Annotated in this window: 18 protein-coding genes; 8 read left to right on the top strand and 10 right to left on the bottom strand. The window is 72.7% G+C overall.

The window, feature by feature from the left end:
• From BU204_RS09295 to BU204_RS09285, 3 genes are all read right to left on the bottom strand, one after another.
• On the bottom strand, nucleotides 1-1,087 hold a 1,087-nt coding region (locus BU204_RS09295), incomplete at its 3' end, for an AAA family ATPase (protein ID WP_143229399.1).
• 2 nt (nucleotides 1,088-1,089) lie between these two features.
• A complete protein-coding gene (locus tag BU204_RS09290; protein ID WP_075125180.1) occupies nucleotides 1,090-2,250 on the bottom strand; it encodes an exonuclease SbcCD subunit D in 1,161 nt (386 codons plus the stop codon).
• Nucleotides 2,251-2,263: 13 nt separating this feature from the next.
• A complete protein-coding gene (locus tag BU204_RS09285) occupies nucleotides 2,264-4,045 on the bottom strand; it encodes an ATP-binding protein (protein WP_233159842.1) in 1,782 nt (593 codons plus the stop codon).
• Between the two features lie 715 nt (nucleotides 4,046-4,760).
• Between BU204_RS09285 and BU204_RS09280 the strand changes: the two genes are divergently transcribed.
• Nucleotides 4,761-5,405, top strand: coding sequence for a response regulator transcription factor (locus tag BU204_RS09280; RefSeq protein ID WP_075125179.1), 645 nt, complete (start codon nucleotides 4,761-4,763; stop codon nucleotides 5,403-5,405).
• A 33-nt stretch (nucleotides 5,406-5,438) separates the two neighbouring features.
• Here the strand turns inward: BU204_RS09280 and BU204_RS09275 are convergent, their stop codons facing one another.
• The 6 genes from BU204_RS09275 to BU204_RS09255 all read right to left on the bottom strand — a co-directional run bounded on the left by BU204_RS09275 (nucleotide 5,439) and on the right by BU204_RS09255 (nucleotide 13,599).
• Nucleotides 5,439-7,145 carry an ABC transporter ATP-binding protein gene (locus BU204_RS09275; RefSeq protein WP_075125178.1) on the bottom strand — a complete coding sequence of 569 codons (1,707 nt, stop codon included), beginning with the start codon at nucleotides 7,143-7,145 and terminating at the stop codon, nucleotides 5,439-5,441.
• A gap of 278 nt (nucleotides 7,146-7,423) precedes the next feature.
• A complete protein-coding gene (locus BU204_RS09270) occupies nucleotides 7,424-9,070 on the bottom strand; it encodes an ABC transporter ATP-binding protein (protein ID WP_075125177.1) in 1,647 nt (548 codons plus the stop codon).
• A 190-nt stretch (nucleotides 9,071-9,260) separates the two neighbouring features.
• On the bottom strand, nucleotides 9,261-9,410 hold the full coding sequence (locus BU204_RS38980; RefSeq protein ID WP_143229398.1) for a SapB/AmfS family lanthipeptide: 150 nt from the start codon (nucleotides 9,408-9,410) through the stop codon (nucleotides 9,261-9,263).
• A gap of 27 nt (nucleotides 9,411-9,437) precedes the next feature.
• A complete protein-coding gene (gene lanKC, locus BU204_RS09265) occupies nucleotides 9,438-12,050 on the bottom strand; it encodes a class III lanthionine synthetase LanKC (protein WP_075125176.1) in 2,613 nt (870 codons plus the stop codon).
• Nucleotides 12,051-12,209: 159 nt separating this feature from the next.
• Nucleotides 12,210-12,485, bottom strand: a complete 276-nt coding sequence (locus BU204_RS09260; RefSeq protein WP_075125175.1) for a DUF2277 domain-containing protein — start codon at nucleotides 12,483-12,485, stop codon at nucleotides 12,210-12,212.
• Nucleotides 12,486-12,540: 55 nt separating this feature from the next.
• Nucleotides 12,541-13,599: a carboxylate-amine ligase gene (locus BU204_RS09255; RefSeq protein ID WP_075125174.1), complete on the bottom strand. Its 1,059-nt coding sequence runs from the start codon at nucleotides 13,597-13,599 to the stop codon at nucleotides 12,541-12,543.
• A 172-nt stretch (nucleotides 13,600-13,771) separates the two neighbouring features.
• Between BU204_RS09255 and BU204_RS09250 the strand changes: the two genes are divergently transcribed.
• Together BU204_RS09250 and BU204_RS09245 are read left to right on the top strand one after the other, a co-directional pair.
• The gene (locus BU204_RS09250; RefSeq protein ID WP_083661139.1) at nucleotides 13,772-14,560 is read left to right on the top strand and encodes an SGNH/GDSL hydrolase family protein; all 789 of its coding nucleotides are present in this window, start codon (nucleotides 13,772-13,774) and stop codon (nucleotides 14,558-14,560) included.
• 166 nt (nucleotides 14,561-14,726) lie between these two features.
• Complete coding sequence (locus tag BU204_RS09245; protein ID WP_075125173.1) at nucleotides 14,727-15,527, top strand: SGNH/GDSL hydrolase family protein; 801 nt, start codon at nucleotides 14,727-14,729, stop codon at nucleotides 15,525-15,527.
• 21 nt (nucleotides 15,528-15,548) lie between these two features.
• On the opposite strand, the gene BU204_RS09240 is transcribed toward BU204_RS09245, so the two are convergent.
• Nucleotides 15,549-17,030 (bottom strand): phospholipase D-like domain-containing protein, encoded by a 1,482-nt coding sequence (locus BU204_RS09240; protein ID WP_143229396.1) that lies wholly within the window; start codon nucleotides 17,028-17,030, stop codon nucleotides 15,549-15,551.
• Between the two features lie 228 nt (nucleotides 17,031-17,258).
• Between BU204_RS09240 and BU204_RS09235 the strand changes: the two genes are divergently transcribed.
• From BU204_RS09235 to treZ, 5 genes are all read left to right on the top strand, one after another.
• Nucleotides 17,259-17,558 (top strand): hypothetical protein, encoded by a 300-nt coding sequence (locus tag BU204_RS09235; protein ID WP_075125172.1) that lies wholly within the window; start codon nucleotides 17,259-17,261, stop codon nucleotides 17,556-17,558.
• A gap of 10 nt (nucleotides 17,559-17,568) precedes the next feature.
• A complete protein-coding gene (malQ, locus tag BU204_RS09230) occupies nucleotides 17,569-19,494 on the top strand; it encodes a 4-alpha-glucanotransferase (protein ID WP_075125171.1) in 1,926 nt (641 codons plus the stop codon).
• Nucleotides 19,495-19,585: 91 nt separating this feature from the next.
• Nucleotides 19,586-21,760: a glycogen debranching protein GlgX gene (glgX, locus tag BU204_RS09225; RefSeq protein ID WP_075125170.1), complete on the top strand. Its 2,175-nt coding sequence runs from the start codon at nucleotides 19,586-19,588 to the stop codon at nucleotides 21,758-21,760.
• Entirely contained in the window at nucleotides 21,757-24,000 is a 2,244-nt protein-coding gene (gene treY, locus BU204_RS09220) for a malto-oligosyltrehalose synthase (RefSeq protein ID WP_075125169.1), read from the top strand. The genes glgX and treY overlap by 4 nt, the downstream gene beginning before the upstream one ends.
• The gene (gene treZ, locus BU204_RS09215) at nucleotides 23,997-25,751 is read left to right on the top strand and encodes a malto-oligosyltrehalose trehalohydrolase (RefSeq protein ID WP_075125168.1); all 1,755 of its coding nucleotides are present in this window, start codon (nucleotides 23,997-23,999) and stop codon (nucleotides 25,749-25,751) included. The genes treY and treZ overlap by 4 nt, the downstream gene beginning before the upstream one ends.
• Nucleotides 25,752-25,782 lie beyond the last annotated feature (31 nt).

Genomic DNA, 25,782 nt, shown 5'->3' with positions numbered 1-25,782 from the left:
CCGCGAGCTCGGCCGCCGCGGTCCGCTCGGCCTGCTCGGCGGTCACCGCGGCGGCCCGGGACCGCTCGAGGCGTGCGTGCAGCGCGGTGGCGCGGGCGTGTGCGTCCCGCCAGCGGGCCAGCACGGCCGGGTCCGGCAGCTCGGCCCGGGCGGCCTCGGTCTCCGCCTCGGACTTCTCGGCCGCCACCCGGGCCTCGGTCCGGTTCTCGATCTCCTCGTCGGCGACGGCCAGCCGGGTGGACAAGTCCACCAGGTCGGCGGGGCGGCGCAGCGCGTCGAGCTCGGTGAGCACCGCGGCCGCCGCCCGGGCCTTCTCGTTCGCCTCGGTCCACCGCTGCCGCAGCGTGGCCATCTCCTCGACCGCGTCGTCCACGGCCGAGGTCAGGTCCTCGAGCTCGCGGGCCCTGCGGGTCGCCGCGGCGACCACGTCGTCGGTGACCGTGCCCAGCTCGTCGAGCCGTTTGGTGGCCATCTCGAGCTTCCCGGTGGCGACCTTCGCCCGCTCGCGGGCGCGCTGCCCGACGTCCTCGTAGACGGCGTAGGCCAGCAGCTGGATCAGCAGGTCCTGCCGGTCGCCGGGCTTGGCCTGCAGGAACTCCGCGAACCTGCCCTGGGGCAGCACGACGCACTGGGTGAACTGCTCGTAGCCGATGCCGAGCAGCTCGGCGACCGCGCCGCTGACCCGCTCGCCCTCGGCCACCGGCTGAGCGACCTCGAGCACCGCTGCCAGCTCGGCGTCCGGCGGCACGGACGGGTCGAGCCGGTCCAGCCGCGCCTCCCGGGTGTGCACCTTGCCCCGGGCGTCCCGGCGCAGCTGGCGGACCGCCGCGTACCGGCCGCCCGAGGCCTCGAACACCAGGCCCACCGTGCACTCGTTGACCGAGGGGGCGAGCGCGTCGCGGATCGCGTTGGTCTTGCCCCAGCGCGGGACCGTGCCGTACAGCGCGAAGCAGAGCGCGTCGATGACCGTCGACTTCCCCGCACCGGTCGGCCCGGTCAGCACGAAGAAGTCCACATCGGACAGCTGCACGTCGGTGTGGTCCCGGTAGCTGCCGAAGCCCTCGAACACCAACCGCAGCGGCCGCACGGCTACCGACCTCCCGTCGAATCGTCGAGCAGCTCGGCGAACATCGCGCCCAGCCGCGGGTCCTCGATCTCCCGCTCGGCGAGGAAGTCGGCGAACAGGTCGGTCGGCGAGCGGCCGATCCTGGTGCGCACGACCCCGGTCGACTCGGTACGGGCGCGGAAGCGCTCGTCGATCTGCACCTCGAGGGTGTTGGGCAGCTTCTCCCGCACCTGGTCGGCGAGCCCGGCGCTCGCCTTCTGGGTCAGGATCACCCGCAGGAACGCGTCCCCGGTTTCCTCGCCGGCGGCGACGACCTCGTCCAGCGTGCCGCGCAGGGTGGCGAGCGGTCGTCCGCCGCGCACCGGGACCGGCCGGATCGCCGCGCGGGTGTCCGGGGTCGCCTGCACGACCAGCGCCACCGCCTGGTTGGCCTCCTCGCCGAAGTCCAGCGCCAGCGGGGAGCCGGAGTAGGCGATCGGGCAGGGCCCGGCGATCTCCTGGTAGCGGTGCAGGTGGCCGAGCGCGGCGTAGTGGGTGCTGGTCGGGAACGTGTCGGGCGGCACCTCGTAGCCCAGCAGGGTCTGCACCGCGCGCTCGCCGCCGCCCCAGCGCCCGCCCAGCAGCGTCGCGTGCGTGGTGACCAGGTTGACGCTGTCGGCGGTGAACCCGGCGCAGAGCATCCCCACGATCGCCCGGACCCGGTTGGCGTAGTCCTGGTTGTGCTGCGAGGGGTCGTGCAGCAGCACCTCCGCGGCCCGGACCGCGACGCGGTGGGACAGGAACGGCAGCGCCGCGACGACGGCCCGCTCCCCGGCGCGGGTGTCGATCGTGACGGTGCCGCCCCGGTCCGGCCGCTGCGGGGTGCCGACGACGTGGATGCCGAGCTCCCCGAGCACCGGGCGGTAGACGTCCTGCACGAGCCGCTGGTTGTCGTGGTTGCCAGCGAGCACGACGACCTGCCGGCCGTCGGCGCGCATGGCCATCAGCGTCTTCATCACCAGCGCCTGGGCGGCGGGGGTGGGCGCGGCGGTCTCGAACAGGTCGCCGGCCACGACCACCAGGTCGACGTCCTCGTCGGTGGCGATGCGCACGAGGTCGGCGAGCACCGGCCCCTGCTCGTCGATCCGGGGCTGGTTCTTGAGCACCTTGCCGACATGCCAGTCGGCCGTGTGCAGGATCTTCATCGGCGGCTCCGGCTCAGAACGGCGGCGGGTCGTCGTCGAGGCCGGTGAACGGGTCCTCCGGCGGGGCGGGACCGTCGTCGACACCGGTCCAGGTGCCCTTCTCCGCCGGCCGGGTGGCCCAGGCCGGGAAGGGGAACTCGATCGCGAGCGGAACGGGGATGTCGGGCTGGGAGACGAACATCGTGCCCGGCTTGGCGATCGTCGCCCGCTGGCGCTGGGCCGGCGGCAGGTAGCCGTACTCGGGCCGGGACGCCTCGGCCGGGTCGAGCCGGCCGGCCACCCGTACCGAGCAGTTCGCGACGATCCGCCGCTCGACCTCGCTCGCGGTCTGCTGCGCGCCGATCAGGATCACGCCCAGCGACCGGCCGCGCTCGGCGACGTCGAGCAGGATCTGCTTGATCGGGCTGTCGCCGTCGCGCGGGGCGTACTTGTTGAGCTCGTCGAGCACGATGAACATCAGCGGCCGGGCGGTGCCCTGCTCCTCCTTGCGGCGGAACTCCTGACGCAGGCTGACGCCGACCACGAACCGCTGCGCCCGGTCCGGCAGGTTGTGCAGGTCGACCACGGTGACCTGGGCCCTGGACGTGGACAGCGACCGGTCGCCGCGGTCCTTGAGGTCGGCCCGGATGATCGTCGAGAGCGGCCGGACCGCGGAGCGCAGCCGGCGCAGGAAGGCGTTCACGCTGCCGGTCGAGGTGCTGCCGGCGACCCAGTCGCGGCGGGTGTCCTCGTCGAGCAGCTCGTCCTCGATCAGCCCGACGAGCTGGTCGAAGCTGCGCAGCTGGCCGCCGCGGCCCGGGTCGACCCCGGTGACCGTGACCGCCCCGTCCGCGCCGACCCTGGTGTGGTCGCGCCGCAGCCGCGCGGCGACCTGGGAGACCAGCATCGTGTACTGGCTGCGCTCGTCCTCGCCGTCGGCGAACACGAACGGCATCAGCTCCTGCTCGCAGAACTCGGCGAGGGTCCAGTAGAACGGGCTGACCGCGCGGTCGCGGGCCCGGACGTCGGGCGTGCCGCTGGAGTCGCCGGGCCGCGGCGGAGCGAACACCGCGACGTTGCGGAACGAGGACGCGGGCAGGCCGAGGAGGCCGTACCTGGCGCGCTGTTCGTCGGTGAGCCGGGAGTTGGCGTAGTCCAGGAACAGCAGGTCCTCGCCCTTGACGCTGAAGATGAGCGCTTTGGTGTTGTGCGCCTCGCCGTGCAGCACGCCCGAGTTGAAGATCGAGTGCAGCAGGAACGTGGCGAAGCTGGTCTTGGTGGCGATGCCGGACACGCCGGAGATCGAGACGTGGCCGCCGCGGGTGCCGTCGACGAACTCGAAGTTGAGGTACACGGGCTGCCCGTCGCGGCCGAGGCCGACCGGGAGCTTGGCCTCGCCCATCGTGTCGAAGTAGAGCGCGGCGTCCCGCTCGACACCGGCGGCCCTGGCGACGGCCGTGCCGGGCCGCGGCGGCACGTACACCTCCGGCTCGACCCGGGTCACGGTGACCTCGGCGACCTCGCTGACCTCGGCCGGTAGCGCGCCCTGCTCGATGAGGAACACGTCGGAGGCGAACCGCGCCCCCTCGTGCCCGGCCTCGACGTTGGTCACGACTCCGGCGATGCGAACCTGGGACCCGTCCGGCAGGCTGCGCCTGGTCACCACGACGTCGTCGAGCTGCAGGAACTGGTCGGGGGCGACGCCGACGGAGAACTCGAGCGGGCTCGCCGCCACCGTGCCCACCACGAGCCCCACCGGCACCTGGCCCCGGTCGGGCGCCGTGCGGGTGGCGCCGTCGGGATTCGGCTCGGTCAAGCTGGCTCCTCGGGTCGGGGGCGCCAGTCTATGTCCGTCCCCCGCCGGCCCGGGCACCGTCCGCCGGCCTGTCGGCCGGCACGGCGTGCCGGCCGGCGGGAACGACCCCGCCGAACCCGATGTTGGACTGTTCGACAATTCTCACCAAACGCGGAGTAATGCTCCGGTTACGCCGGCCGCGCGACGAGTGAAGAAATCACGAAATACACGGGGAGTAGTCACGCCCCGACCGGCGCGCACAATTCGCATATATCACGGAACGGATTCCGGCGTCCGGACGGGGATTCCCTTCCTTCATCCTCCTGGTGGAGCCCGGCTGGGCAGCGTCCCGCGGCGTGTGCACAACCTACCGCCAACCGGGTGAGGCGCGGGCGACGGGAGCGAGAAATCACCCTCTCTGACCGACCCCGGTACTCGAAACGGGTGAACATCAACAGGGACGGAACGCGGCGGACGGTGAGGTACCTACGCCCGGTGCGCTCCGCCGCCACGCCCGCCCGGGGACGCCGCCAGCCGGGCCATCACCAAATCAGGGTTACCACACCCCTATTCGGCTACCTCTACTCCAGCTGGAGTACCTGCTCCTGCATTGTCAGTAGCCTCCCAGAATTCCCATTAGGACCCACTACTCCAACAGAAGGACCCGGTGTAACAAAAATATGTCCTGGCCTGACAATTCTTCCAGGTAGACATCCGTCGGGGCTGGGAGGTAGGTATGGCGTTACGTCGCTCGGACGGGCAGCCAGACACGGGAGCCATCAGGGTGCTGCTCGCCGAGGACATGGAACTGCTGCGCACGGCACTGGTCAGCGTCATCTCCGAGGAGGAGGACATGGAGGTCGTGGCCGACCTCACGTGCGACCACCAGGTGGTCGCCGTCGCCCAGCGTCTGCGCCCGGACGTCGCCGTCGTGTCCGCCGACGTCCCGGAGAAGGACGGCCTGTCGACCGTACGCGAGCTGCGTCGCCGGCTCCCGGACTGCCAGGTGGTCGCCCTCACGACGTCCAGGCCGCCGGGCCTGATCAAACGGCTGCTCGCGACGAACATCCCCGGTCTGATCGACAAGAACGCTCCCGCCGCCCGCCTGCTCGCCGCCATCCGCGGCGTCGCCCGGGGCGGCACCATGATCGACACGAACCTGGTCATGGCCGCGCTCTCCGCCGGCCGCAACCCGTTCACGCCGAGGGAGCTGCACGTGCTCCGGCTCGCCGCCGCCGGCGCGAGCGGCCCGGAGATCGCCAAGGAGCTGTCCCTGTCCCAGGGCACGGTCCGCAACTACCTGTCCAACGCGATGAACAAGGCGGGCGCCCGGACCAGGATCGACGCGATCCGGATCGCCACCGAGTCGGGGTGGCTCTGACCCGCGTCCAGCGCAGCGAGGAGGGGTCTGGGGTCAGGGTGCGGCGGGCAGGGCCGTCGGCTGCCAGTGGCCGACCAGCTCGCGGTAGAGCGCCGAGGTCGCGGCCAGCGTCGCGTGGTCGCCGACCTGGGCGCCCGTCCCGTCCATGACCAGCACCCGCTCGGCCCGCATGGCCGAGCTGATCCGGTGCGCGATGACGATCAGGGTCCCGCCCCTGGCCGCGAACGCCTCCTCGGCGCGGCGCTCGGCCACCGGGTCCAGGTGGCAGGTCGCCTCGTCGAGCACGGCGACCGGCGCCGGCGCGAGGTAGGAGCGCACGAGTGCGACCAGCTGCCGCTCCCCCGCCGACAGCTCCGCCGGCCGCACCGCACCGGCATAGCCGCCCAGCCGGGCCACCAGCAGCTCGGCGCCCACCGCGGCGACCGCGGCGTCCAGCTCGCCGGCCGCCGGCTCCCGGCGCATCAGGTAGGTGAGGTTCTCCCGGACGCTCCCGGCGAACACGTAGGCCTCCTGCGGGATCAGCACCCGCAGCTCGGCCAGCTGGTCGGCGGGCAGCTCGGCCGGGTCCACCCCGCCGATCGACACCGCACCCCGGTCGGGCCGCAGCAGCCCGCTGAGGATGCCGACCAGGGTGGACTTGCCGATCCCGCTCGGTCCGACGACGGCGAGGTGCTGGCCGGCCGGCACGGTCAGGTCGAGATCCCGCAGCACCGGCTCGGCGTGCGGGCCGTAGGCGAAGGTGACCCCGCGCAGCTCCACGTCGTGGCCGGTCGTCGGGCGGCGGGCCGGCGCCGGCGGGGTGGGCATGGAGCTCGCGTCGAGCAGCCGCCCCAGCGTGACCACGAACCGCAGGCCGCTGCCGCCGACCCCGCTGACGAGGTTCTGCAGCGCCGGTTGCAGCCCGAACAGGACGTAGGTCAGCCCGCCCATGATGGTGCCGGCGGTGAGGCCGCGGTCCACCAGCCAGCCGCCGGCCAGCAGCACCACGACCAGCGGCAGCCAGCCGCCGAGCGCGAAGCACAGGGTCCGCAGGGCGGCGACCCCGGCCAGCCGCCGCTCGGCCCGCGCCTGCTCGGCGATCGGCCCCGCCACCATGCCGGCGGCGTGCTCCTCGGTCCCGCTCGCGGTGATGTCGCGCGCCCCGGCGAGAACGCTCCCGGTCGCGGCCGCCAGCCGCTCGTCGGCGAGCACTGCCTCGCGCTGCCGCTGCGCGGCGAGCCCGAGCATCGCCACGAACGCCACCAGGCCCAGCAGGAACGGCGGCATGACCAGCAGCGCGACCACCGGGGCGACCGACAGCAGGCCGACGACCACCCCGACCACCGTGACAACGAACCCCCGGCAGGCCATCAGCAGGCCGCCGTAGGTGTCCCGGACGATCTCCACCTGCCGGGTCAGCCGCGCCAGCGCGCCGTCGTCGGCCCGGCCCGCCACGGCCTGCGCCAGCGCCCCGCCCACCACCCGCTGCACGAGGTCGTCGCGGAACGGCTCGGCGAGCTCGCCGAGCCACCGGAACACCATCCGCGTCCCGGCCGCCCCCACGACCGACATGAGCACGAGCCCACCCAGCCAGGCGAGGCCGGTCACCGGCTCCCCGGCGAGGAACCCGGCATCCACCGCCCGCGCGACCACGAACCCCGAGGCGGCCGCCGGCAACGCCTCGGGCAGCGACCATCCGACCAGCCGCAACAACGGCCCCCGCCGCAGCGACGAAACCGCGAACCGCACCTCCCGCCGCACTAGTCCGCCTCCCCGGGATTTTTTGTGTTGGTCACCTTTGGTCGGGAACCTTCGGCTTGAGCACGTACTGGTGGCTGAGTTGCGTCCAGGCCCGCCTCCCCGGGATTCACACTCTTGGTCACCTTCGCTCGGGAACCTTCGGCTTGAGCGCGTACTGGTGGCTGGGTTGCGTCACGGTCCCCTGAGGCGGCGGTTGTGGAGGTGGGCGGTGGCTGGCGCATCGGGGGTTCTCTCCTCCGTTCCGCTGGTCGTCGGGTGGGCCTTGGGGGGTGGCTTGGTCAGCCGAAGACTTTGCGGTAGTCGGGGTTGGTCCAGAGGTGGTCGTGGGGGCCGAGGGCGCGGACGCGGCCTCGGTCCAGCCAGACCACGAGGTCGGCTCGGGCGGCCGTCGAGCGGCGGTGGGTGACCACAAGGCGGGTTCGGTCGCCGCCGTCGGTCAGGGTTCGGCTGATCTGCATCTCGGTGACCATGTCCAGGCTCGAGGTGGCGTCGTCCAGGACGAGGAGGCGGGCCGCGGGCCAGGCGCGGGCGAGGCCGAGCCGCTGGCGTTCGCCGCCGGACATCGGGGCCGAGGCCAGCGGGGTGTGGTAGCCGTGCGGCAGGCGGCTGACGAACTCGTGGGCGTGCACCGCCCTGGCCGCCGACTCGACCTCGGCGGGCGCCGCGTGCGGCGAGATGGCCTCCGCGACCGTCGCGCCGACCAGGACCGGGCGCTCGAACGCGCAGCCGACCGCCGTTCGCAGCTCGTCGTGGGACAGCCGGGAGATCGGGACGCCGTCGAGCAGGACCGTGCCCTCGTCCGGGTCGCGCAGCCGCGCCGCCAGCGCGGCGAGGACCGACTTCCCGGCGCCGGAGTGCCCGACCACGGCCACCGCCGCGCCCCCGGGCACCTCCAGGTCCACACCGGACAGCAGCTCCACCGCCCCGGCCCGCACGGTGACGCCCCGCAGCTCCAGGCGGCCGGGCCCGGGCGGGAGGACGGTGTCGCCGTGGCCGAACGGCGCGATGTCGAGGACCTCGCCGACCCGGCTCACCCCGGCCCGCGCCCGCGCCAGCCGACCGAACACCCCGGTCAGCCCGCCGAGGCCGGCGCCGATCATCGCGTACTGGCCGGCGGCGAACAGCTCGCCGGGGGTGATCCTCCCCTGGTGCAGCGCGATGCCGCCGGTGGCGAGCACGGCCACCAGGACCAGCGGACCGACGACCGCGCCCTGCGCCGCCGACGACGCGAGCACCTGCCAGCTCCGCATGCCCTGCTCGCGCATCTGGGCGAGCGGTCCGAGCACCCGCCGCCGCTCCCGCTCGAGCGTCCCGGCGGCGGCGATCGTGCGCGCCCCGCCCAGCGACTCGCCCAGCCGCGCGGCGATCCGGCCCTGGATCGCCAGGTAGGCGGTGACCACCTCGGCGGTTCGCCGGGTGAAGACCCGCAGCACGATCCCGACCAGCACGAGCCCGGCCAGGAACGCCACCGCGAGCCAGAGGTCCAGGTAGGCCAGCAGCGCGAGGCTGCCGACCGAGGGCAGCAGCGCGCTGCCGACGGTCACCAGGCTCGGCCCGGCCTGCGCGGCCTCGGCCGCGTTGCCCGAGACCCGGCTGACCAGGTCGCCGGTGTCCAGACCGCGCCGGCCGGCGTCGCCGGCGCCGAGGATGTGGCGGACCAGCCGCGTCCGCAGCCACGCCGTCGTGCCGGCCACGCACGCCGTGCCGGCGAACACGTCGAGGAGATCGGTGACCACCCCGAGCAGGATGAGACCGGTGGCGAGCACGAGCCACAGCTCACTGTCCGCACCGGACACGATCGCGTCGACGGCGCGGCCGAGTACGATCGGCAGGGCCAACGCGCCGAGCGTGCCGAGCAGGGACGCCGCGCCGATCACCGGGAGCCAGCCGCCGGCGTGGCGGGCGATCGAGGTGAAAGCGGTCACCGGTTCTCCCGCCGCCGAGGGCGTGCCGCCGGCGTCCCGGTCGCGATCACGGGCTGTCGGGACACGTCCTAAACTCCTGGTCACGGGCCGCGGCCCCGGACGAACGCCAGTCGTCCGGGACCGCGGTCCACCTTGCTTGTCGCCCTACCACCAATGTCTGGGTGTGGTGGTCCGGCGCTCGATCACGTGATCAGTGGCAGATCAGCACGCTCAGGCCGCTCGAGCCGTCGCAGAGGGTCACGCTGAGGTTGCTCGGGCAGGAGTGCCCCGAGTTGGAGCTGCCACCGGTGTTGCCGGTCTGCGGAGCGTTGTCCATGCCCTGAAGGTCCAGAAGCGCCATTTTCTTCTCCTTGGTGGGGTGTTTTTCCTACAGACCCGCGCCGGTCGACGCGGGGGTCCTCTGGGTGGTGGTGCTCGCCGCGCGGGCGAGGCCCGGCAGGTGCACCGGCTCCTCGTGCAGCGCGGCGCCGAGCGCGAGCAGTACGCCCGCGGTGCCGGTGGCCAGGTCCATCGACAGGCGCAGCAGCGCCGTGCCGGGGAAGGCCATCCCCTCGCCGTAGGGCAGCGCGTGCCAGGCGAGGTTGCGGATCTGGCGGTCCACGTCCTCCGCGGCCGCGGACCGGCCGACGAGGTAGAGCAGGATGCCGGCGCGGCCGGTGAACAGGCCGGGGAGGATGTACATCCGCGACCGGGCGGCGAGCGACGCGCGCCGGCTGGCATCGGTGAACCGGTCGGTGTGCTCGTCGGCGGGCCGGCGGGCCAGGTACTCGTCCAGGGCCATGCCGATCCCGATACTGCCGCCGTCCAGGTAGGGCATCGTGCGCCAGCCCTCGTTGACCTCGAGGGTGCCGTTGTCCCGGACGACACAGCGGCTCAGGTCGTGCCGCAACGCCAGCGCCGCGTGGTCGAGCAGCGCCTCGTCCCCGGTCTCGTCGTAGGCCCGCATCAGCAGCACGGCCTGGCCCGACCGGCCGCGCAGCAGCCCGGCCAGGGGCTGGCCGCCGCCGGAGATCGGCCGCGGGTCCTCGGGCGAGGCGGCCGGCAGGTCAGGCAGCCGGTCGGCCAACAGCTCGGCGGCCCGCAGGCCGGCTGCCCGCAGCGCCGGGTCGCCGGTCCGGGAGGCCAGCTCGAGCAGGTTCAGCCCCATCCCGGCCAGGCCGCCGTACAGGTCCGAGCCGAGCTTCTCCCAGTCCTCGCGCAGGCAGATGTCGACGACGTCCAGCGCGGCCTGCCGGTGGCCGAGGTGCTCGAGCACGAAGGCGGCGCCGTGCAGGCCGTCGTAGAGGCCCAGCCGGCTGCCGCTCGGCGGGTCCACGGCGCGGCGTAGCAGCCACTCCTCGTACTGCGGCTCCCGACCGGCGCCGGTGACATCGAGCGCGTACAGCACGCCTGCCGCGCCGTGGGCCAGGCCGAGCCCGCCCTCGGCGAACTGCCGCGGGTCGCCGGGGAAGAGACGGTCGTCCCGCTCGGGCGTGGCGCTGGCCCGGATCGCGCTGGCCAGCTCGTCGCGCAGCCGCGGCCACTCGTCCCGGTCAGGCTCGATCCGCGGGTGCGGGAGCGACGGGGTGCCCGGGGGCACGATCACGTCCACACCCGGGTCCAGGAAGGCCCGGTCGACGGGGAAGTTCGCGGTGATGATGTCGGCGAAGTGCCGCGCCTTGACGCGGTGCAGGCCGAGCAGGTTGGTCATCGGCAGGAACAGCGCGAGACGCAGGCAGGCCAGCGAGTACAGGTCGATGTCGAACCCGGTGAGGCTGCGCGGCGGGGCGAAGCCGGGGTTGCCCAGGCCCGGCCGGTGGGCGTCCTCGACGTTGGAGGTCACCTCGAAGTCGAGCAGGGCGATCGTGTCGTCCGGCCGCACGACGATGTTGAACAGGTGCAGGTCGCCGTAGACGACGCCGCGCTCGTGCACCTGGGCGATGGTCTCGCTCACCTGGCGGTGGATGTCGACGGCCCACTCGCTGAACTCGGCGTACCGCTCGGGCGTCGCCGTCGGGTCGATCATCGGGTAGCGCAGGGTGATGGCCTTGCCGAGCACGTCGCCCTCGACGTACTCCATGGCCAGGAACCGGTGCTCGCCGAGCCAGAAGAGGTCGTGCACGCGCGGGATGCCCGGGATTCCGGCGAGGCGGCGCAGCGTGTCGTGCTCCCGCTCGAGGCGGCGGACCGCGTCGTGGCTCCAGGCGTCGAGCCCCGCGTGCGGCCGGCCCTCCTTGAGCACCACCCGCTCGCCGGTGCGGGTGTCGCGGCCGAGGTAGATCCCGCCGCCGTTGGAGAAGTGCAGCACGGACTCGACCTCGTAGGGCACGTCGGTCATGGTGACCGCGTTGCGCGCCTCGAGGTGCGGGGCGAGGAAGTCCGGCAGGGTCACCCACGGCGGGACCCGGAACACCGGCTCCCGCCGGTCGGGCACCAGGTTCCCGTCGGGGTCGGCGATCGCCGGGGTGAGCTGGCCGCGCTCGTCGACCATGTAGCGCATGGCGAAGGCGCCGTAGCGGACGTAGAGCGGGCCCTTGCCCCAGCGCAGGTCGGTGAGGATGTAGGGGCTCTCCTCGCCCTCGAGCAGCGCCCCGAGCTCGGCGAGGATGGTCTCGCAGGCGGCCTCGTTCTCCGGGTAGACCGTGACGAGCTTGCCGCTGCCGCCGCGCGGGGCGTACTTGGAGACCCGCGCGAGCAGGGCCGTGGCCGAGCGGAGGAACTTGAAGGAGATGCCGCGGGGGACGCAGTAGTCCCAGATGGTGCCGAGGACCCGCTCGGCGTTCTCGGTGGTGGCCGAGGCGTGGATCTTCCACCCCTGGAGGGGGAGTTCCTGCCGCTGCGCGGGGTCGACGACGAACCAGTCGTCCTGCGGCCGCAGCACCCATCCCTCGGGAAGTTCGCGGGAGGCGGTCCGGAAGGACTCGCCGGCGGTGCGCTCGGAGTGCATCGCGTCGTAGAACGAAGGATCAGCCATACAGAATGGCTGGTAGTCCTGGTCCATTCGACTCGCTCCCGCCCCGTCGGTCCTCGCTGACGGGAGCAATCGTGCGGCATCATCGGACCCGACGGTCAGTGCAGATTGTCACCGCGTCGACACGCGGATGTCATGAATCCCGGCGAGCGAGAAAGTCGGGGAAGGGGGACAATCTCCCGCTTCGCGCTACTTCCTCGCGGCGGCGGCGATGCGGGCCTGGACCTCCGGCCGGCGCAGCGGCGGTACGGTCGTCGGCGGCTGGCGGCGGGGCGGGAGCTCGGCGAGCAGGCGCGTGGTGACCTTCGCGATCTCGGCGACCGCGGCCTCGAACGGCTCACGGGTGCTGTCCGACAGCGACTGCACCCCGCTCACCTTCCGGACGTACTGCCGCGCGGCTGCCTCGATCTCCTCGGGCGTGGCGGCGGGCTCGAGCCCACGCAGGGCGGTGATGTTCCGACACATGCCGCGAGCCTACGGCCGAGCACCGACAAGGTCACCCGGCCGCACGCCCAGCGGCTCACCGCAGGGCCAGCTCGTCCACCACGTCGCGGAGTTTGCCGCGGCGGGCGTACGCGGCGCGTTGGCGGTCGGCGCCGCCGCCCTGTTCGCGGAGCTTCGCCAGGCCCGCCACCGCGAAGTCGACGTCGTCGCCGAGGGAGGGTTTGATCATCTCCAGGAGGTCGAACAGCTGCGCGTTCAGGGGGACCAGCTCACCGGTCAGGGGGTGCAGGCACGCCCCACTCAGACCGTCGTGGGAGGCGCGCCAGAGGTTGGCCCTCAGCACCGACGGGGGCATGTCCGGCACGGCGCCGCCCCACGACATGGCGTGCGTGACCAGACCGCGCACCAGCACCGCCAGCAGCGCGGCGTCCCCGGCCGTCGCGGCGACGTCGGAGACGCGGAACTCCAGGGTCGGCTGGTGGTCGGACAGGCGGATGTCCCAGTAGACCATCGCCTTGTCGAGGATCGCTCCAGAGCGGAGCATCTGGTCCACGATGGACTCGTACTCGTCCAGCGACGCGAACACCGGCGGCGCCCCGGCCGACGGCCAGCGCGACCAGCTCTGGTACCGCCAGCTGGCGTACCCGGTGTCCCCGCCGGAGAACGGGGAGTTCGCGGTCACCGCCAGCAGCGCCGGCAGCCAGCCGCGCACCTGGTTGATCACCCGCACGCCCAGCTCCCGGTCGGCCATGCCGACGTGCACGTGGCAGCCGCAGGTAGCCCCGCCGCGCGCGGTGGCGCCGAAGTGGCGGGCCATCCGCAGGTAGCGCGCCTTGGGCGTGATCTCCGGCCCGCTCTCCTCCGGCAGCACCGGCGCGCCGCTGGGCAGCACCCGCAGCCCGCGCGGCCTCGCGGCCTCGGCCAGGCCGGAGCGCAGGGTGACGAGCTGGCCGAGCACACCCTCCGGCGTGTGGCAGATCCCCGTCGCCGACTCCACCTGGCACAGGGTCAGCTCGGTCTCGATCTCACCCTGGGGATCGTCGGTGGCGCGGACCACCTCCGGACCCTGTCCCGCGAGCTGGCCGTCCGCGTCGACCAGCAGGAACTCCTCTTCGACACCAAAGGTCAGTGGCACGAAAGCCTGTTACCCCCCAGCAAGATCGAACAAACGCTGACAGAAGGTAACCGGACAGACTGCCTACCGGAAAAATTCTACCTGGTTGGCCGATTGTTGGCAGTCCACACGGGACCCACGCTGGGAGCAGTCCGGGATCTCCCGCTCCCGGAACGATCCCGTTGGAGGATGCGTGCGAGTCATCCGTGCGGCCTTGTTCGCCGCGCTCACCGCCGCGCTGGCCCTGATCGGCACCCAACCCGCGCAGGCGGCCGCCGGCCCCTACGTCGCCCTCGGCGACTCCTACTCCTCGGGAGTCGGCGCTCGCAACTACTACCCGGACAGCGGCTCCTGCTACCGCTCGCCGCAGTCCTTCCCCGTCCTCGTCGCCCAGCAGCTGGGTGCCCCGCTCACCTTCCCCGCATGCTCCAGCGCGGACATCGCCGACGTGCTGAACCAACTCGGCAGCCTCAACGCCAGCACCGCCTACGTCACCGTCTCGGCCGGGGGCAACGACGCCGGCTTCGCCGCGATGGTCACCCAGTGCGCCCTGCCCTGGCCGGCAACCTGCACCAGCCAGGTCAACAACGCCAACACCTTCATCCGCGACACGCTGCCCGGACGTCTGGACAACCTCTACCGGCAGATCCGCACCCGGGCCCCCGGCGCCCGGGTCGCCGTCGCGGGCTACCCGCGCCTGTTCAACGGCGAGGAGTGCAACGCGCTCGCCCGGATCAGCCCTGCCGAGCAGAGCGCGCTCAACGCCAGCGCCGACCTGCTCGCCACGACCATCGCCGGGCGCGCCGCCGCCCACGGCTTCGCCTACGTCGACGTCCGCTCGGCCTTCGTCGGACACGCGGTCTGCGACGACGCCGAGTGGATCAACGGGCTGTCCAACCCCGTCGTCGACTCCTACCACCCGAACGTCGCCGGCCACGCCAGCTATGCCGCCCAGGTCCGCGCCCGGCTGACCGCGGGCTGACGAAAACGTGAACGAGCAGGAACCCACCTGACAGAAAGTTGCGGGTCAGGATTCTTACCGGGAAATCTTCCACCTTGATGGCCGATTGCCGCCGTCCACACGGGACCTCCACGCTGGGAGCAGCCCGGATCCCCTGCTACCGGGCCGAATCCGTGTGGAGGAACCCATGCGAGTCATCCGAGCAGCGTTGCTCACCGCCCTGACCGCCGCACTGACGTTAACCGGCGTCCAACCCGCCCAGGCCGCCGCCGGTCCCTACACCGCCCTTGGCGACTCCTACTCCTCCGGAGTCGGCACCCGCACCTACTACCCGGACAGCGGCTCCTGCTACCGCTCCCCGCGGGCCTACCCCGTGCTCGTCGCCCAGCAGCTGGGCGCACCGCTGACCTTCGCCGCCTGCTCCGGCGCCGAGGTACCGGATGTCCTCAACCAGCTCGGCAGCCTCAACGCCAGCACCGCCTACGTCACCGTCTCGGTGGGCGGCAACGATGCCGGCTTCGCCGACGTGATCACACAGTGCGCCCTGCCCTGGCCGTTCACCTGCACCAGCCAGATCAACAACGCCAACACCTTCATCCGCAACACGCTGCCCGGCCTGCTGGACAACCTCTACACCCAGATCCGGAACCGGGCACCCAACGCGCAGGTCGCGGTCGTGGGCTACCCCCGCCTGTTCAACGGGCAGGAGTGCAACGCGCTGGCCCGGATCAGCCGCGCCGAGCAGACCTCGCTCAACGCCACCGCCGACCTGCTCGCGACCACCATCGGCGGGCGCGCCGCCGCCCACGGCTTCACCTTCGTCGACGTCCGCTCGGCCTTCACCGGACACGCGGTCTGCGACGACGCCGAGTGGATCAACGGCCTGTCCACCCCGATCCTCGAGTCCTACCACCCCAACACCGCCGGCCAGGCCGCCTACACCACCCTGGTCCGCGGCCGGCTGACTGCGGCGCTGGCCAGGGCGTAGGACGTGCCCTAGCCAACGTGGCTACCCGTCGACCAGCAGGCCCCGCAGCGGGCCCTGCAGGCGGGCGACCCGACGGGAGAGGCCGGGCAGCAACGTGAGCCGATGGGTTCGCGGCTGCCCGCGCCTCTCCCGTTCGGCCTGTTCGGTGGCGATCGGGCGCCAGCAGTCGTCCACCACCGCGGTCGGGTCACCGTCTACTTCGGACACCGAACGCTGCAGGTGCTCGGCCCACAGCCGCAGCCGGGTCTCCCGGATCAGCTCCCGGTCGTCGGTGGCCAGGTTGACCTCGGTGTCGTTGAACAGCGAGTGCTCGTTGAGGTTGGCCGAACCGACGGTCATCCACTCGTCGTCGACGATGCCGAGCTTGGCGTGGACGTACACCGGGCACGAGTCCTGCCCGTCGTGGGTGCTGATCGTCGCCGCCAGCAGCCGGCGGTTGCCAACCGTGTGGTCGGCCGCGAACAGCCGCCCGAGCTGGCCGCGTGTGGTGTCCGCGCCGTTGCTCGGCTTGCGCGGCAGCAGCAACACGATCCGGAAGTCGTCCGACGGCGGGTCGCACAGCTTGTCGATCAGCACCTCGGCGATCTCCGGGGACCAGAAGAACTGGTTCTCCAGGTAGATCAGCCGGCGCGCGGAGCGCAGCGCGCGCAGGTAGGAGTCGAGGATGGTGAACTCGCCCCGCGGCGCGAAGTCGTAGGTCCCGTCCGGGATCGTGCGCAGCGTCGCGACCGTCGAACGACCGGCCGGTTCCGCCACCCGCGGCGGCGGCACGTCCTCGCCGGTGACCTCGGTCCACCGGCTGTGGAAGTGCTTCGCCACGTCGGCCACCGCCGGGCCCTCGACCCGGACCATGAGGTCGTGCCAGCCGATCGGCCGGTCCGGCGGGTGGTCACTGCTGTCGTGCCGGTCGCCCTCCAGCGCCGTGAAGTCGACGCCGCCCACGAAGGCCACCTCGTCGTCGACGATCACGATCTTCTCGTGGTGGCAGTGCATGGTGCGCTCGCGGGCGTCCATCGCACAGCGCACCGCGCTCCCCTCGGTGAACCGGGCGTGCGCCTGCTTGACCAGGCGGCGGGTCGGCTGGAACACGGGCACCGGCGGACCGGCCCAGAGCAGCAGGCGCACCGGCACCCGCTCCGCGGTCTCCGCGAGCAGCTCGCGCAGGGTCGGCGCGCCGTCCTCGCGCACGAGCCGGAAGTCGGGCGTGGCGTGCCAGTTGGCGATGTGCACGTGCGAGCGGGCGCCCTGGATGGCCGCCTGGATCGCGGTCAGCGCCTCCTGCCCGTCGATGAGCACAGCGACGTCGTTGCCCTCCCGGACGGGTGCCCGATCCCCGAACAGACCCCCGGCGGAGCCGGGTGCCAACGCGGCATCCCAGCCGAGGCGGCGCAGCCGGCGGGCGTGGTGAGCGCACAGCGCGGCCTCGAGCCCGTCGCCAAGGCGCTCATCCACCTTGTCCACGATCGACGCGAGTCGTCCCCTGAACGTGTTCACCCGTTCCATACCATCACACCTCGATCCCGCTCGCCGAGCGGAGTCATGAGCCGCCTGTCGGGTGACGTAGAGAACTTGCTCTGGGCTGGGTGGTTTAACCGTGCGAGGATCGGGTACAGGCTGGCCGCGGGTCCGGCCGGCCCTGCGAATCACTCCATTTTGCGGGGAGCCACGGTGGCCAAGCAACGATTGTCCCACGACGTCCACGAACACTACCGAACCGGGATTCCGGCGCCCATGACGCGCCGCCGCTCCCTCCCCCAGCCGGGTGACCGCCTGCGCAAGGTCGTCGACTCGGTCCTCGTCGAGCTGTCCGACGGAGCGGCGCCGGACGGGCCGGCCCTGCACCGCCTCGAGGACATGCTCGTCAGCGGCCTGGCCTGGACCGCCGCGACCGGCGAGACCTGCCGAATCGAGCACGCCGTGCACGCCGTGCGCGACGCCCGCGAGCGGTTGGGCGCCGACGACCCGGCCGGTGCCCGCTCCGCGCTGCTCAGTGCCCGGGAGGACCTCGCGCCGCCCGTCGCGCAGCGCTGACCGGTCGCGAATGGACGCTGAGCTGCAGGCGCTCGCCGCCGCACACGGAGTTTCGACCTGGTACGAAGACACCGACCGCCGTCGCGTCGAGGTGGCCCCCGACGTGGTGGCGGCGGTACTCGCCGAGCTCGGCGTCGACGCGGGCACGCCCGCTTCGGTGCGTGCCTCGCTGTCCGACGCGCTGAAGCGCCACGGGCGGATCGCCGTACCGGACCCGCTCGTGGTCCGCGCCGGCGAGACCCCGCCGCTGGGCGTGGAGGGTGAGCTCACGCTCGAGGACGGCACCCTGCGCGCGGTGTCCGACCGGCTCCCCGCCGACCTCCCGCTCGGCTACCACACCCTGCTCTCCGGCGAGCAGCGGACGGCCGTGGTGGTGACCCCACCCGCGCTGCCGCCCGTGCCGCCGGCCTGGGGCTGGATGGTGCAGCTCTACGCCCTGCACTCATCTGGTTCCTGGGGCATCGGCGACCTCGCCGACCTCCGTGCCCTGGTCCAGGGGTCGGCCGAGCAGGGTGCCTCGGTGATGCTGGTCAACCCGGTCCAGGCGATCACCCCCGTCCGGCCGCTCCAGCGCTCGCCCTACTCCCCCTCCAGCCGCCGCTTCGCCAACCCGCTGTACCTGCGGGTCACCGAGACCGACGCGTTCGGATCCGCACCCCCCGAGGTGCGGGCGAACGTCGCCGCGCTCGCCCCGCCGCCCGGTGCCGAGCTGATCGACTACGACGCCGTCTGGGCCGCCAAGCTCGCGGCGCTCGAGCTGCTGTTCCCCTACGCGGGGCCGGTTCCCGACCCCGAGCCGGAGCTGGCCGAGTTCGCGGCGTTCTGCGCGCTGGCCGAGCAGCACGGCGCGGACTGGCGCACCTGGCCGGAGCACCTGCGCCACCCGCGTGGCGTGGACACCGGGGGCCAGCGGGTCGCCTTCCACGCGTGGGTCCAGCAGCTGTGCCGCACGCAGCTGGCCGAGGTCCACCGGGCCGGGCAGGCCGCCGGCGTCTCGATCGTGCACGACCTCCCGGTCGGCGTCGACCCGGCGGGAGCCGACGCCTGGGCGTTGCAGGACGTCCTGGCCTCCGACGTCACCGTCGGCGCGCCGCCCGACGCGTTCAGCCAACAGGGCCAGGACTGGAACCTGCCGCCGTGGCGCCCGGACCGGCTGGCCGCCGCCGGGTACGCGCCGTTCCGCGACGTCATCGGATCGGTCCTGGCCCATGCGGACGGGATCCGCGTCGACCACGTGATGGGCCTGTGGCGGCTGTGGTGGATCCCACCCGGTCGTCCCCCCGCCGAGGGCACCTACGTGCGCTACGACGCGGACGCGCTGCTCGGGGTGCTCGCGCTCGAGGCCCACCGGGCGTCGGCGATCGTCGTCGGCGAGGACCTGGGCACGGTGTCCGACGAGGTCCGCGAGGCGATGCGCGATCGCGCCGTGCTCGGCTCGGCCGTGCTGTGGTTCCAGCGCGACGTCGAGGCACCGGGCGAGCCGTTGCTGGCACCCTCCCGCTGGCCCAGGGCCGCGATGGCGTCGATCTCGACCCACGACCTGCCGACCGCGGCCGGGTTCCTGCGCGGCGAGAACGTGCGGGTCCGCGAGGAGCTCGGTCTGCTCGCCGACCCGGAGGCGGAGCGCAAACGCAGCGCCGCCGACCGCGACGAGCTGCTCGCGGAGCTGGCCGAGCACGACCTGCTGCCGGCCGAGGCCGGCGAGGAGGACCTGGTCGTCGCGCTGCACGCGCTGCTCGCCACGTCCGCGAGCACCCTGCTGCTCACCTCGCCGCAGGACGCGTTGGGCGAGGTGCGCCAGCCCAACCTGCCCGGAACGGTCGACGAGTACCCGAACTGGCGAATCCCGCTCCCCGTCACCGTCGAGGAGCTGCTCGAACACCCCGTGGTCCGCCGCGTGGTGGCCGCGCTGCGCGCGGCACGTCCCGTCACGTAGGGCTGGCGCCGACCAGGCGCGATGAGCCGACCGGCACCGCGCCCCCTAACGTTGTAGTAGAGATCGCCCGACCGCCCACCGAGGAGCACGTGTGCAGCCCTGGCCTGGTTCCCCCTACCCGCTCGGCGCCACCTATGACGGCGCCGGCACCAACTTCGCGCTGTTCTCGGAGGTCGCGGAGCGGGTCGAGCTGTGCCTGTTCGACCCCGACGGGAACGAGACGCGGATCAAGCTGCCGGAGGTCGACGGGTTCGTCCACCACGGCTACCTGCCCAACATCGGACCGGGCCAGGAGTACGGCTACCGGGTGCACGGCCCCTACGAGCCGGGCGCCGGCCCGCGCTGCAACCCGAACAAGCTGCTGCTCGACCCCTACGCCAAGGCGACCACGCGCCAGGTCGACTGGGACGAGTCGGTGTTCGGCTACCCCTTCGGCTCACCCGACGAGCGCAACGACGCCGACTCCGCCGCGCACAGCATGCGTGGCGTGGTGATCAACCCGTTCTTCGACTGGGGCAACGACCGGCCGCCGAACACCCCCTACAACGAGTCGGTCATCTACGAGGCCCACGTGCGCGGGCTGACCAAGCTGCACCCGGACATCCCCGAGGAGCTGCGCGGCACCTACTCGGGCCTCGCGCACCCGGTGATGGTCGACTACCTGACCAGCCTCGGGGTCACCGCGGTCGAGCTGATGCCGGTGCACCAGTTCCTGCACGACCACGGGCTCCTCGAGCAGGGGCTGTCGAACTACTGGGGCTACAACACGATCGGCTTCTTCGCCCCGCACGACGACTACGCCGCGGTGAACCTCATGCCGGGCAGCCAGGTGCAGGAGTTCAAGGCGATGGTACGCGCCCTGCACGAGGCGGGGATCGAGGTCATCCTCGACGTGGTCTACAACCACACCGCCGAGGGCAACCACCTCGGGCCGACGCTGTCCATGCGCGGCATCGACAACGAGTCCTACTACCGGCTCGTCGACGACGACAAGCAGTACTACATGGACTACACGGGCACCGGAAACTCGCTCAACGTCCGCAGCCCGCACACGCTCCAGCTGATCATGGACTCGCTGCGGTACTGGGTCACCGAGATGCACGTCGACGGGTTCCGCTTCGACCTCGCCGCGACGCTCGCCCGGGAGTTCTACGACGTGGACCGGCTGTCAACGTTCTTCGACCTGGTGCAGCAGGACCCGGTGATCAGCCAGGTCAAGCTGATCGCCGAACCGTGGGACGTCGGCCCCGGCGGCTACCAGGTCGGCAACTTTCCTCCCCTGTGGACGGAGTGGAACGGCAAGTACCGCGACACGGTCCGCGACTTCTGGCGCGGGGAGCCGGCCACCCTCGGGGAGTTCGCCTCCCGCATCACCGGCTCCTCCGACCTCTACCAGGAGGACGGCCGGCGGCCCTACGCCTCGATCAACTTCGTCACCGCGCACGACGGCTTCACGCTCAACGACCTGGTCTCCTACAACGAGAAGCACAACGAGGCCAACGGCGAGGGCAACCGGGACGGCGCCGACGACAACCGCTCGTGGAACTGCGGCGCGGAGGGGCCGACCGACGACGAGAAGGTCAACGAGCTCCGTGCCCGGCAGCGCCGGAACATGCTCGCGACGCTGCTGCTGTCCCAGGGCGTGCCGATGATCCTGCACGGCGACGAGCTCGCCCGCACCCAGCGGGGCAACAACAACGGCTACTGCCAGGACAACGAGCTGTCCTGGATCGACTGGTCGACCCTGGAGGACAACGCGGACCTGGTGGAGTTCACCGGGGCGGCGATCGCGCTGCGGCGCAACCACCCGGTGTTCCGCCGCCGCCGCTTCTTCGCCGGCCGGCCGATCCGCCGCGGCGAGGAGCTGCGCGACATCGCCTGGTTCACCCCGGCCGGGGAGGAGATGTCCGACGAGGACTGGGAGTCCGGCTTCGGCCGCAGCATCATGGTCTTCCTCAACGGCGACGGCATCACCGACCGGGACCGCCGGGGCGAGCGGGTGACCGACGACTCGTTCCTGCTGTGCTTCAACGCCCACGACGACGAGCTCGAGATGACCGTGCCGGGCGACAGCTACGGCACCGAGTGGGCCGTCGTGCTCGACACCGCGACCGGCGAGGTCCAGGCCGAGTCCGGCGGCGGTGTGGTGGTCGGCGTGGTCGCCGGCGACCAGCCGACCGCGGCCCGCGTCGTGGGGGCGAGCGGGACCATCCCGGTCGCCGCGCGCTCCCTGCTCGTCCTGCAGCGCACGGAGGCCCCGGAGTGACCTACGTTCCGAGCTCCACCTACCGGATCCAGGTGCAGCCGGCGTTCGACCTGGACGCCGCCGCGGGTCTGGTGCCCTACCTCGAGCGGCTGGGCGTCGGTGCCGTCTACACCTCGCCCCTGCTCGCCGCCGCGCCCGGCTCGACACACGGCTACGACGTCGTCGACCCGACCACGGCCAACCCCGAGCTGGGCGGCGAGCAGGCTCGCCAGCGGCTGGTCAAGGCGGCCCGCGAGCACGGGCTCGGGTTCGTCCTCGACCTGGTGCCCAACCACATGTCGGTCGAGGTCCCCTCGGCCAACCCCTGGTGGTGGGACGTGCTCACGCACGGCCGGGAGTCCCGCTACGCCGACCACTTCGACATCGACTGGTCGCGCGGGCCGATCCTGCTCCCGATCCTCGGCGACGAGGGCGAGCTCGAGCTGCGGGACGGGCGGCTGGCCTACTACGACCACGAGTTCCCGATCGCCCCCGGTACGGAGTCCGGCAGCGCCGCCGAGGTGCACGAGCGCCAGCACTACCGCCTCGTGCACTGGCGGCGGGGCAACGCCGAGCTGGGCTACCGCCGATTCTTCGACATCACCTCGCTGGCCGCGGTGCGGGTCGAGGACCCCCAGGTCTTCTCCGACACCCATGCCGAGGTCCTGCGCTGGGTGCGGGCCGGGGAGGTGGACGGGCTGCGCATCGACCACCCCGACGGTCTGGCCGACCCCGGCGGCTACTTCGCCCGGCTGCGCGAGAACGCCGACTGCTGGCTGGTGGTGGAGAAGATCCTCGCGGCCGGCGAGGAGCTGCCGGCCTCGTGGCCGGTGCACGGCACGACCGGCTACGACACCCTGCGCCAGGTCGGCGGCGTGTTCGTCGACCCGGCCGGGGAGGAGCCGCTGACCGAGCTGGCCGCGACCCCGGCGTTCCACGTCGAGGAGCGGCGCAGCCGCCGGCTGATCACCGAGCGCTCCCTGGTCGCCGAGATGCGCCGGATCGCCGCGCTCGCGCCCGGCGTCCCCGCCGAGGCGGTGGCCGAGCTGATGGTCGCCTTCCCCGTCTACCGGTCCTACCTGCCCGAAGGACTGGCCAGCTGGCGGGCGGCCGTCGAAACCGCCCGCGCCTCCCGGCCCGACCTGGCCGAGGCGATCGACACGATCGACCGCACCGTCCGGGCGGAGCCCCGGGGCGAGCTGGCCACCCGCATCCAGCAGACCTCCGGCATGGTGGTGGCCAAGGGCGACGAGGACACCGCCTTCTACCGCTTCCCCCGGCTGACCGCGCTCAACGAGGTCGGCGGCGCCCCCGACCGGTTCGGGGTCACCCCCGAGGAGTTCCACGCCGGAGCCGCCGCGCGGGAGGCCGCCTGGGCCGCGGGGATGACCGCGCTGTCCACCCACGACACCAAGCGCTCCGAGGACGTCCGGGCCCGCATCGCGGTCCTGTCCGAGCTGCCGCACGAGTTCGCCGGTCTCGCTCGCCGGTGGTCGGCGCGGCGGGGCATCGGCGAGCCGACGCTGGAGCTGCTGGCCTGGCAGTCGCTGCTGGGCACCTGGCCGGTCACCCCCGAGCGGCTCGCCGCCTACCTGGACAAGGCCGCCAAGGAGAGCAAGGTCCGCACGAGCTGGGTGGACCACGACGAGGAGTTCGAGGCGGCGGTCAACGCCTGGCCGGCCGCCGTGCTCGGCGACGCCGAGCTGGCTGCCGAGGTCGAGGCGTTCGTCGACCGGATCAAGGGACCGGGCTGGTCCAACGCGCTGGGGCAGAAGCTGCTGCAGCTCGCCGGCCCCGGCGTGCCCGACGTCTACCAGGGCACCGAGCTGTTCGACCTGTCACTGGTGGACCCGGACAACCGCCGGCCGGTCGACTTCGCCGCCCGCGGCGAGCTGCTCGACCGGCTCGAGCAGGGCTGGCTCCCGGAGGTCGACGACACCGGAGCCGCCAAGCTGCACGTCGTGCGCACCACCCTGCGCCTGCGCCGCGAGCGTCCGGAGCTGTTCACCGGCTACCGGCCGCTGTATGCCGACGGGCCGGCCGCTCGCCACGCCCTGGCCTTCCACCGCGACGGTGTCGCCGCCGTGGCCACCCGGCTGCCGGTCGGACTCGCCAGGACCGGCTGGCAGGACACCGTTCTCGCGCTGCCCCCGGGCACCTGGACCGACCGGCTGACCGACCGGCCGGTGCCACCGGTCGTCCCGCTGGCCGAGCTGCTCGACCGCTACCCCGTCGCCCTGCTCGTCCGGGAGAACCGATGACCGACGAGACCTTCTCCGTCTGGGCGCCGCACCGCGAGCGGGTCCGCCTCGCGATCGGCTCCGACCGGTACGAGATGACCCGCGACGATCGCGGCTGGTGGCACGCCGAGGTCCGCGGGGCCGCCGACACCGACTTCGCCTTCGTGCTCGACGGCGAGGGCATCGACTACGCGTTCCTGCTGGACGACGAGGAGACGCCGCTGCCCGACCCGCGCTCGCGCTGGCAGCCGGCGGGGGTCCACGGCCCGTCCCGGCGCTACGACCACGGAGCCTTCGCCTGGACCGACACCGGCTGGACCGGCCGGCCGCTCGCCGGCGGGGTGATCTACGAGCTGCACGTGGGCACGTTCACCGAACAGGGCACCTTCGACGCCGCGATCGAACGCCTCGACCACCTCGTCGAGCTGGGCGTCGACTTCGTCGAGGTGCAGCCGGTCAACGCGTTCGACGGGACCGCGGGCTGGGGCTACGACGGCGTGGCGTGGGGCGCGGTGCACGATCCCTACGGCGGTCCCACCGCCTTCAAGCGGTTCGTCGACGCCTGCCACGGGCGTGGCATGGGCGTACTCCTCGACGTGGTGTACAACCACCTCGGTCCGTCCGGCGCCTACCTCGACCGGTTCGGTCCCTACTTCGCCGGCAGCACGATCTGGGGCCCGACGCTGAACCTGGACGGCCCCGACTCCGCCGAGGTCCGCCGCTACGTGATCGACAACGCGCTGGACTGGCTGCGCCACTACCACCTGGACGGCCTGCGACTGGACGCGGTGCACGCGCTGACCGACCGGGGGGCCACCCACCTGCTCGAGGAGCTGGCCCGGGAGACCGACGCGCTCTCCGCCGGCCTGCGCCGGCCGCTGCACCTCATCGCCGAGTCCGACCTGAACGACCCGAAGCTGGTGACCTCGCGCGACGCCGGCGGCTTCGGGTTGGAGGCCCAGTGGTGCGACGACCTGCACCACGCGCTGCACGTGGCGCTCACCGGGGAGACCGACGGCTACTACGCGGACTTCGGCCAGCCGGGTGCGCTCCTCACCACGCTGCGGGGCGCCTACTTCCACGCCGGCACCTGGTCCTCGTTCCGGCGTCGTACCCACGGCCGGCCGATCGATCCGAGCCGCCACTCCGGTCACCGTTTCCTGATCTACCTGCAGAACCACGACCAGATCGGGAACCGGGCACAGGGCGACCGGATGACCGCGACGATCTCCACGAAGCGGATGCTCTGCGGCGCGGCGATCATGCTGTGCTCGCCCTACACGCCGATGCTGTTCATGGGCGAGGAGTGGGCGGCGAGCTCCCCGTGGCAGTTCTTCGCCTCCTTCGAGGACGAGGAGCTGGCCGCTGCCGTGCGTAACGGTCGGCGCAAGGAGTTCGCCGAGCACGGCTGGGGCGAGAGCGAGGTGCCCGACCCGATGGACCCGGCCACCGTGAAGCGCTCCACCCTGCGCTGGTCGGAGCTGGACGAACCGGGGCACCGGGCCGTCTACGACACCTACCGGCAGCTGATCGCCCTGCGTCGGGCGCACCCCGAGCTGGCCGACCCGAGGCTGGACGAGTTCCAGGTGGAGGGTCGGGACTCCTACCTGGTCCTGTCCCGCGGCCAACGGCGCCTGGTGGTGAACCTGGGCACCGAGGAGGCCAAGGTCCTGCTCGACCTCCAGCCGGGCGAGCCGCTGCTCGCCTCGGCGGCTGCCGAGGTCACCGGCACCCACGTGACGGTCCCCGCGGAATCGTTCGTGCTGTTCTGACGCTTCCGTGGTCATGGGCGGGGTACCCGTA

Origin of the sequence: Actinophytocola xanthii, from assembly GCF_001921205.1 — a bacterium.
Taxonomy (GTDB): domain Bacteria; phylum Actinomycetota; class Actinomycetes; order Mycobacteriales; family Pseudonocardiaceae; genus Actinophytocola; species Actinophytocola xanthii.
This window is presented reverse-complemented; position numbering and strand designations above follow the sequence as displayed.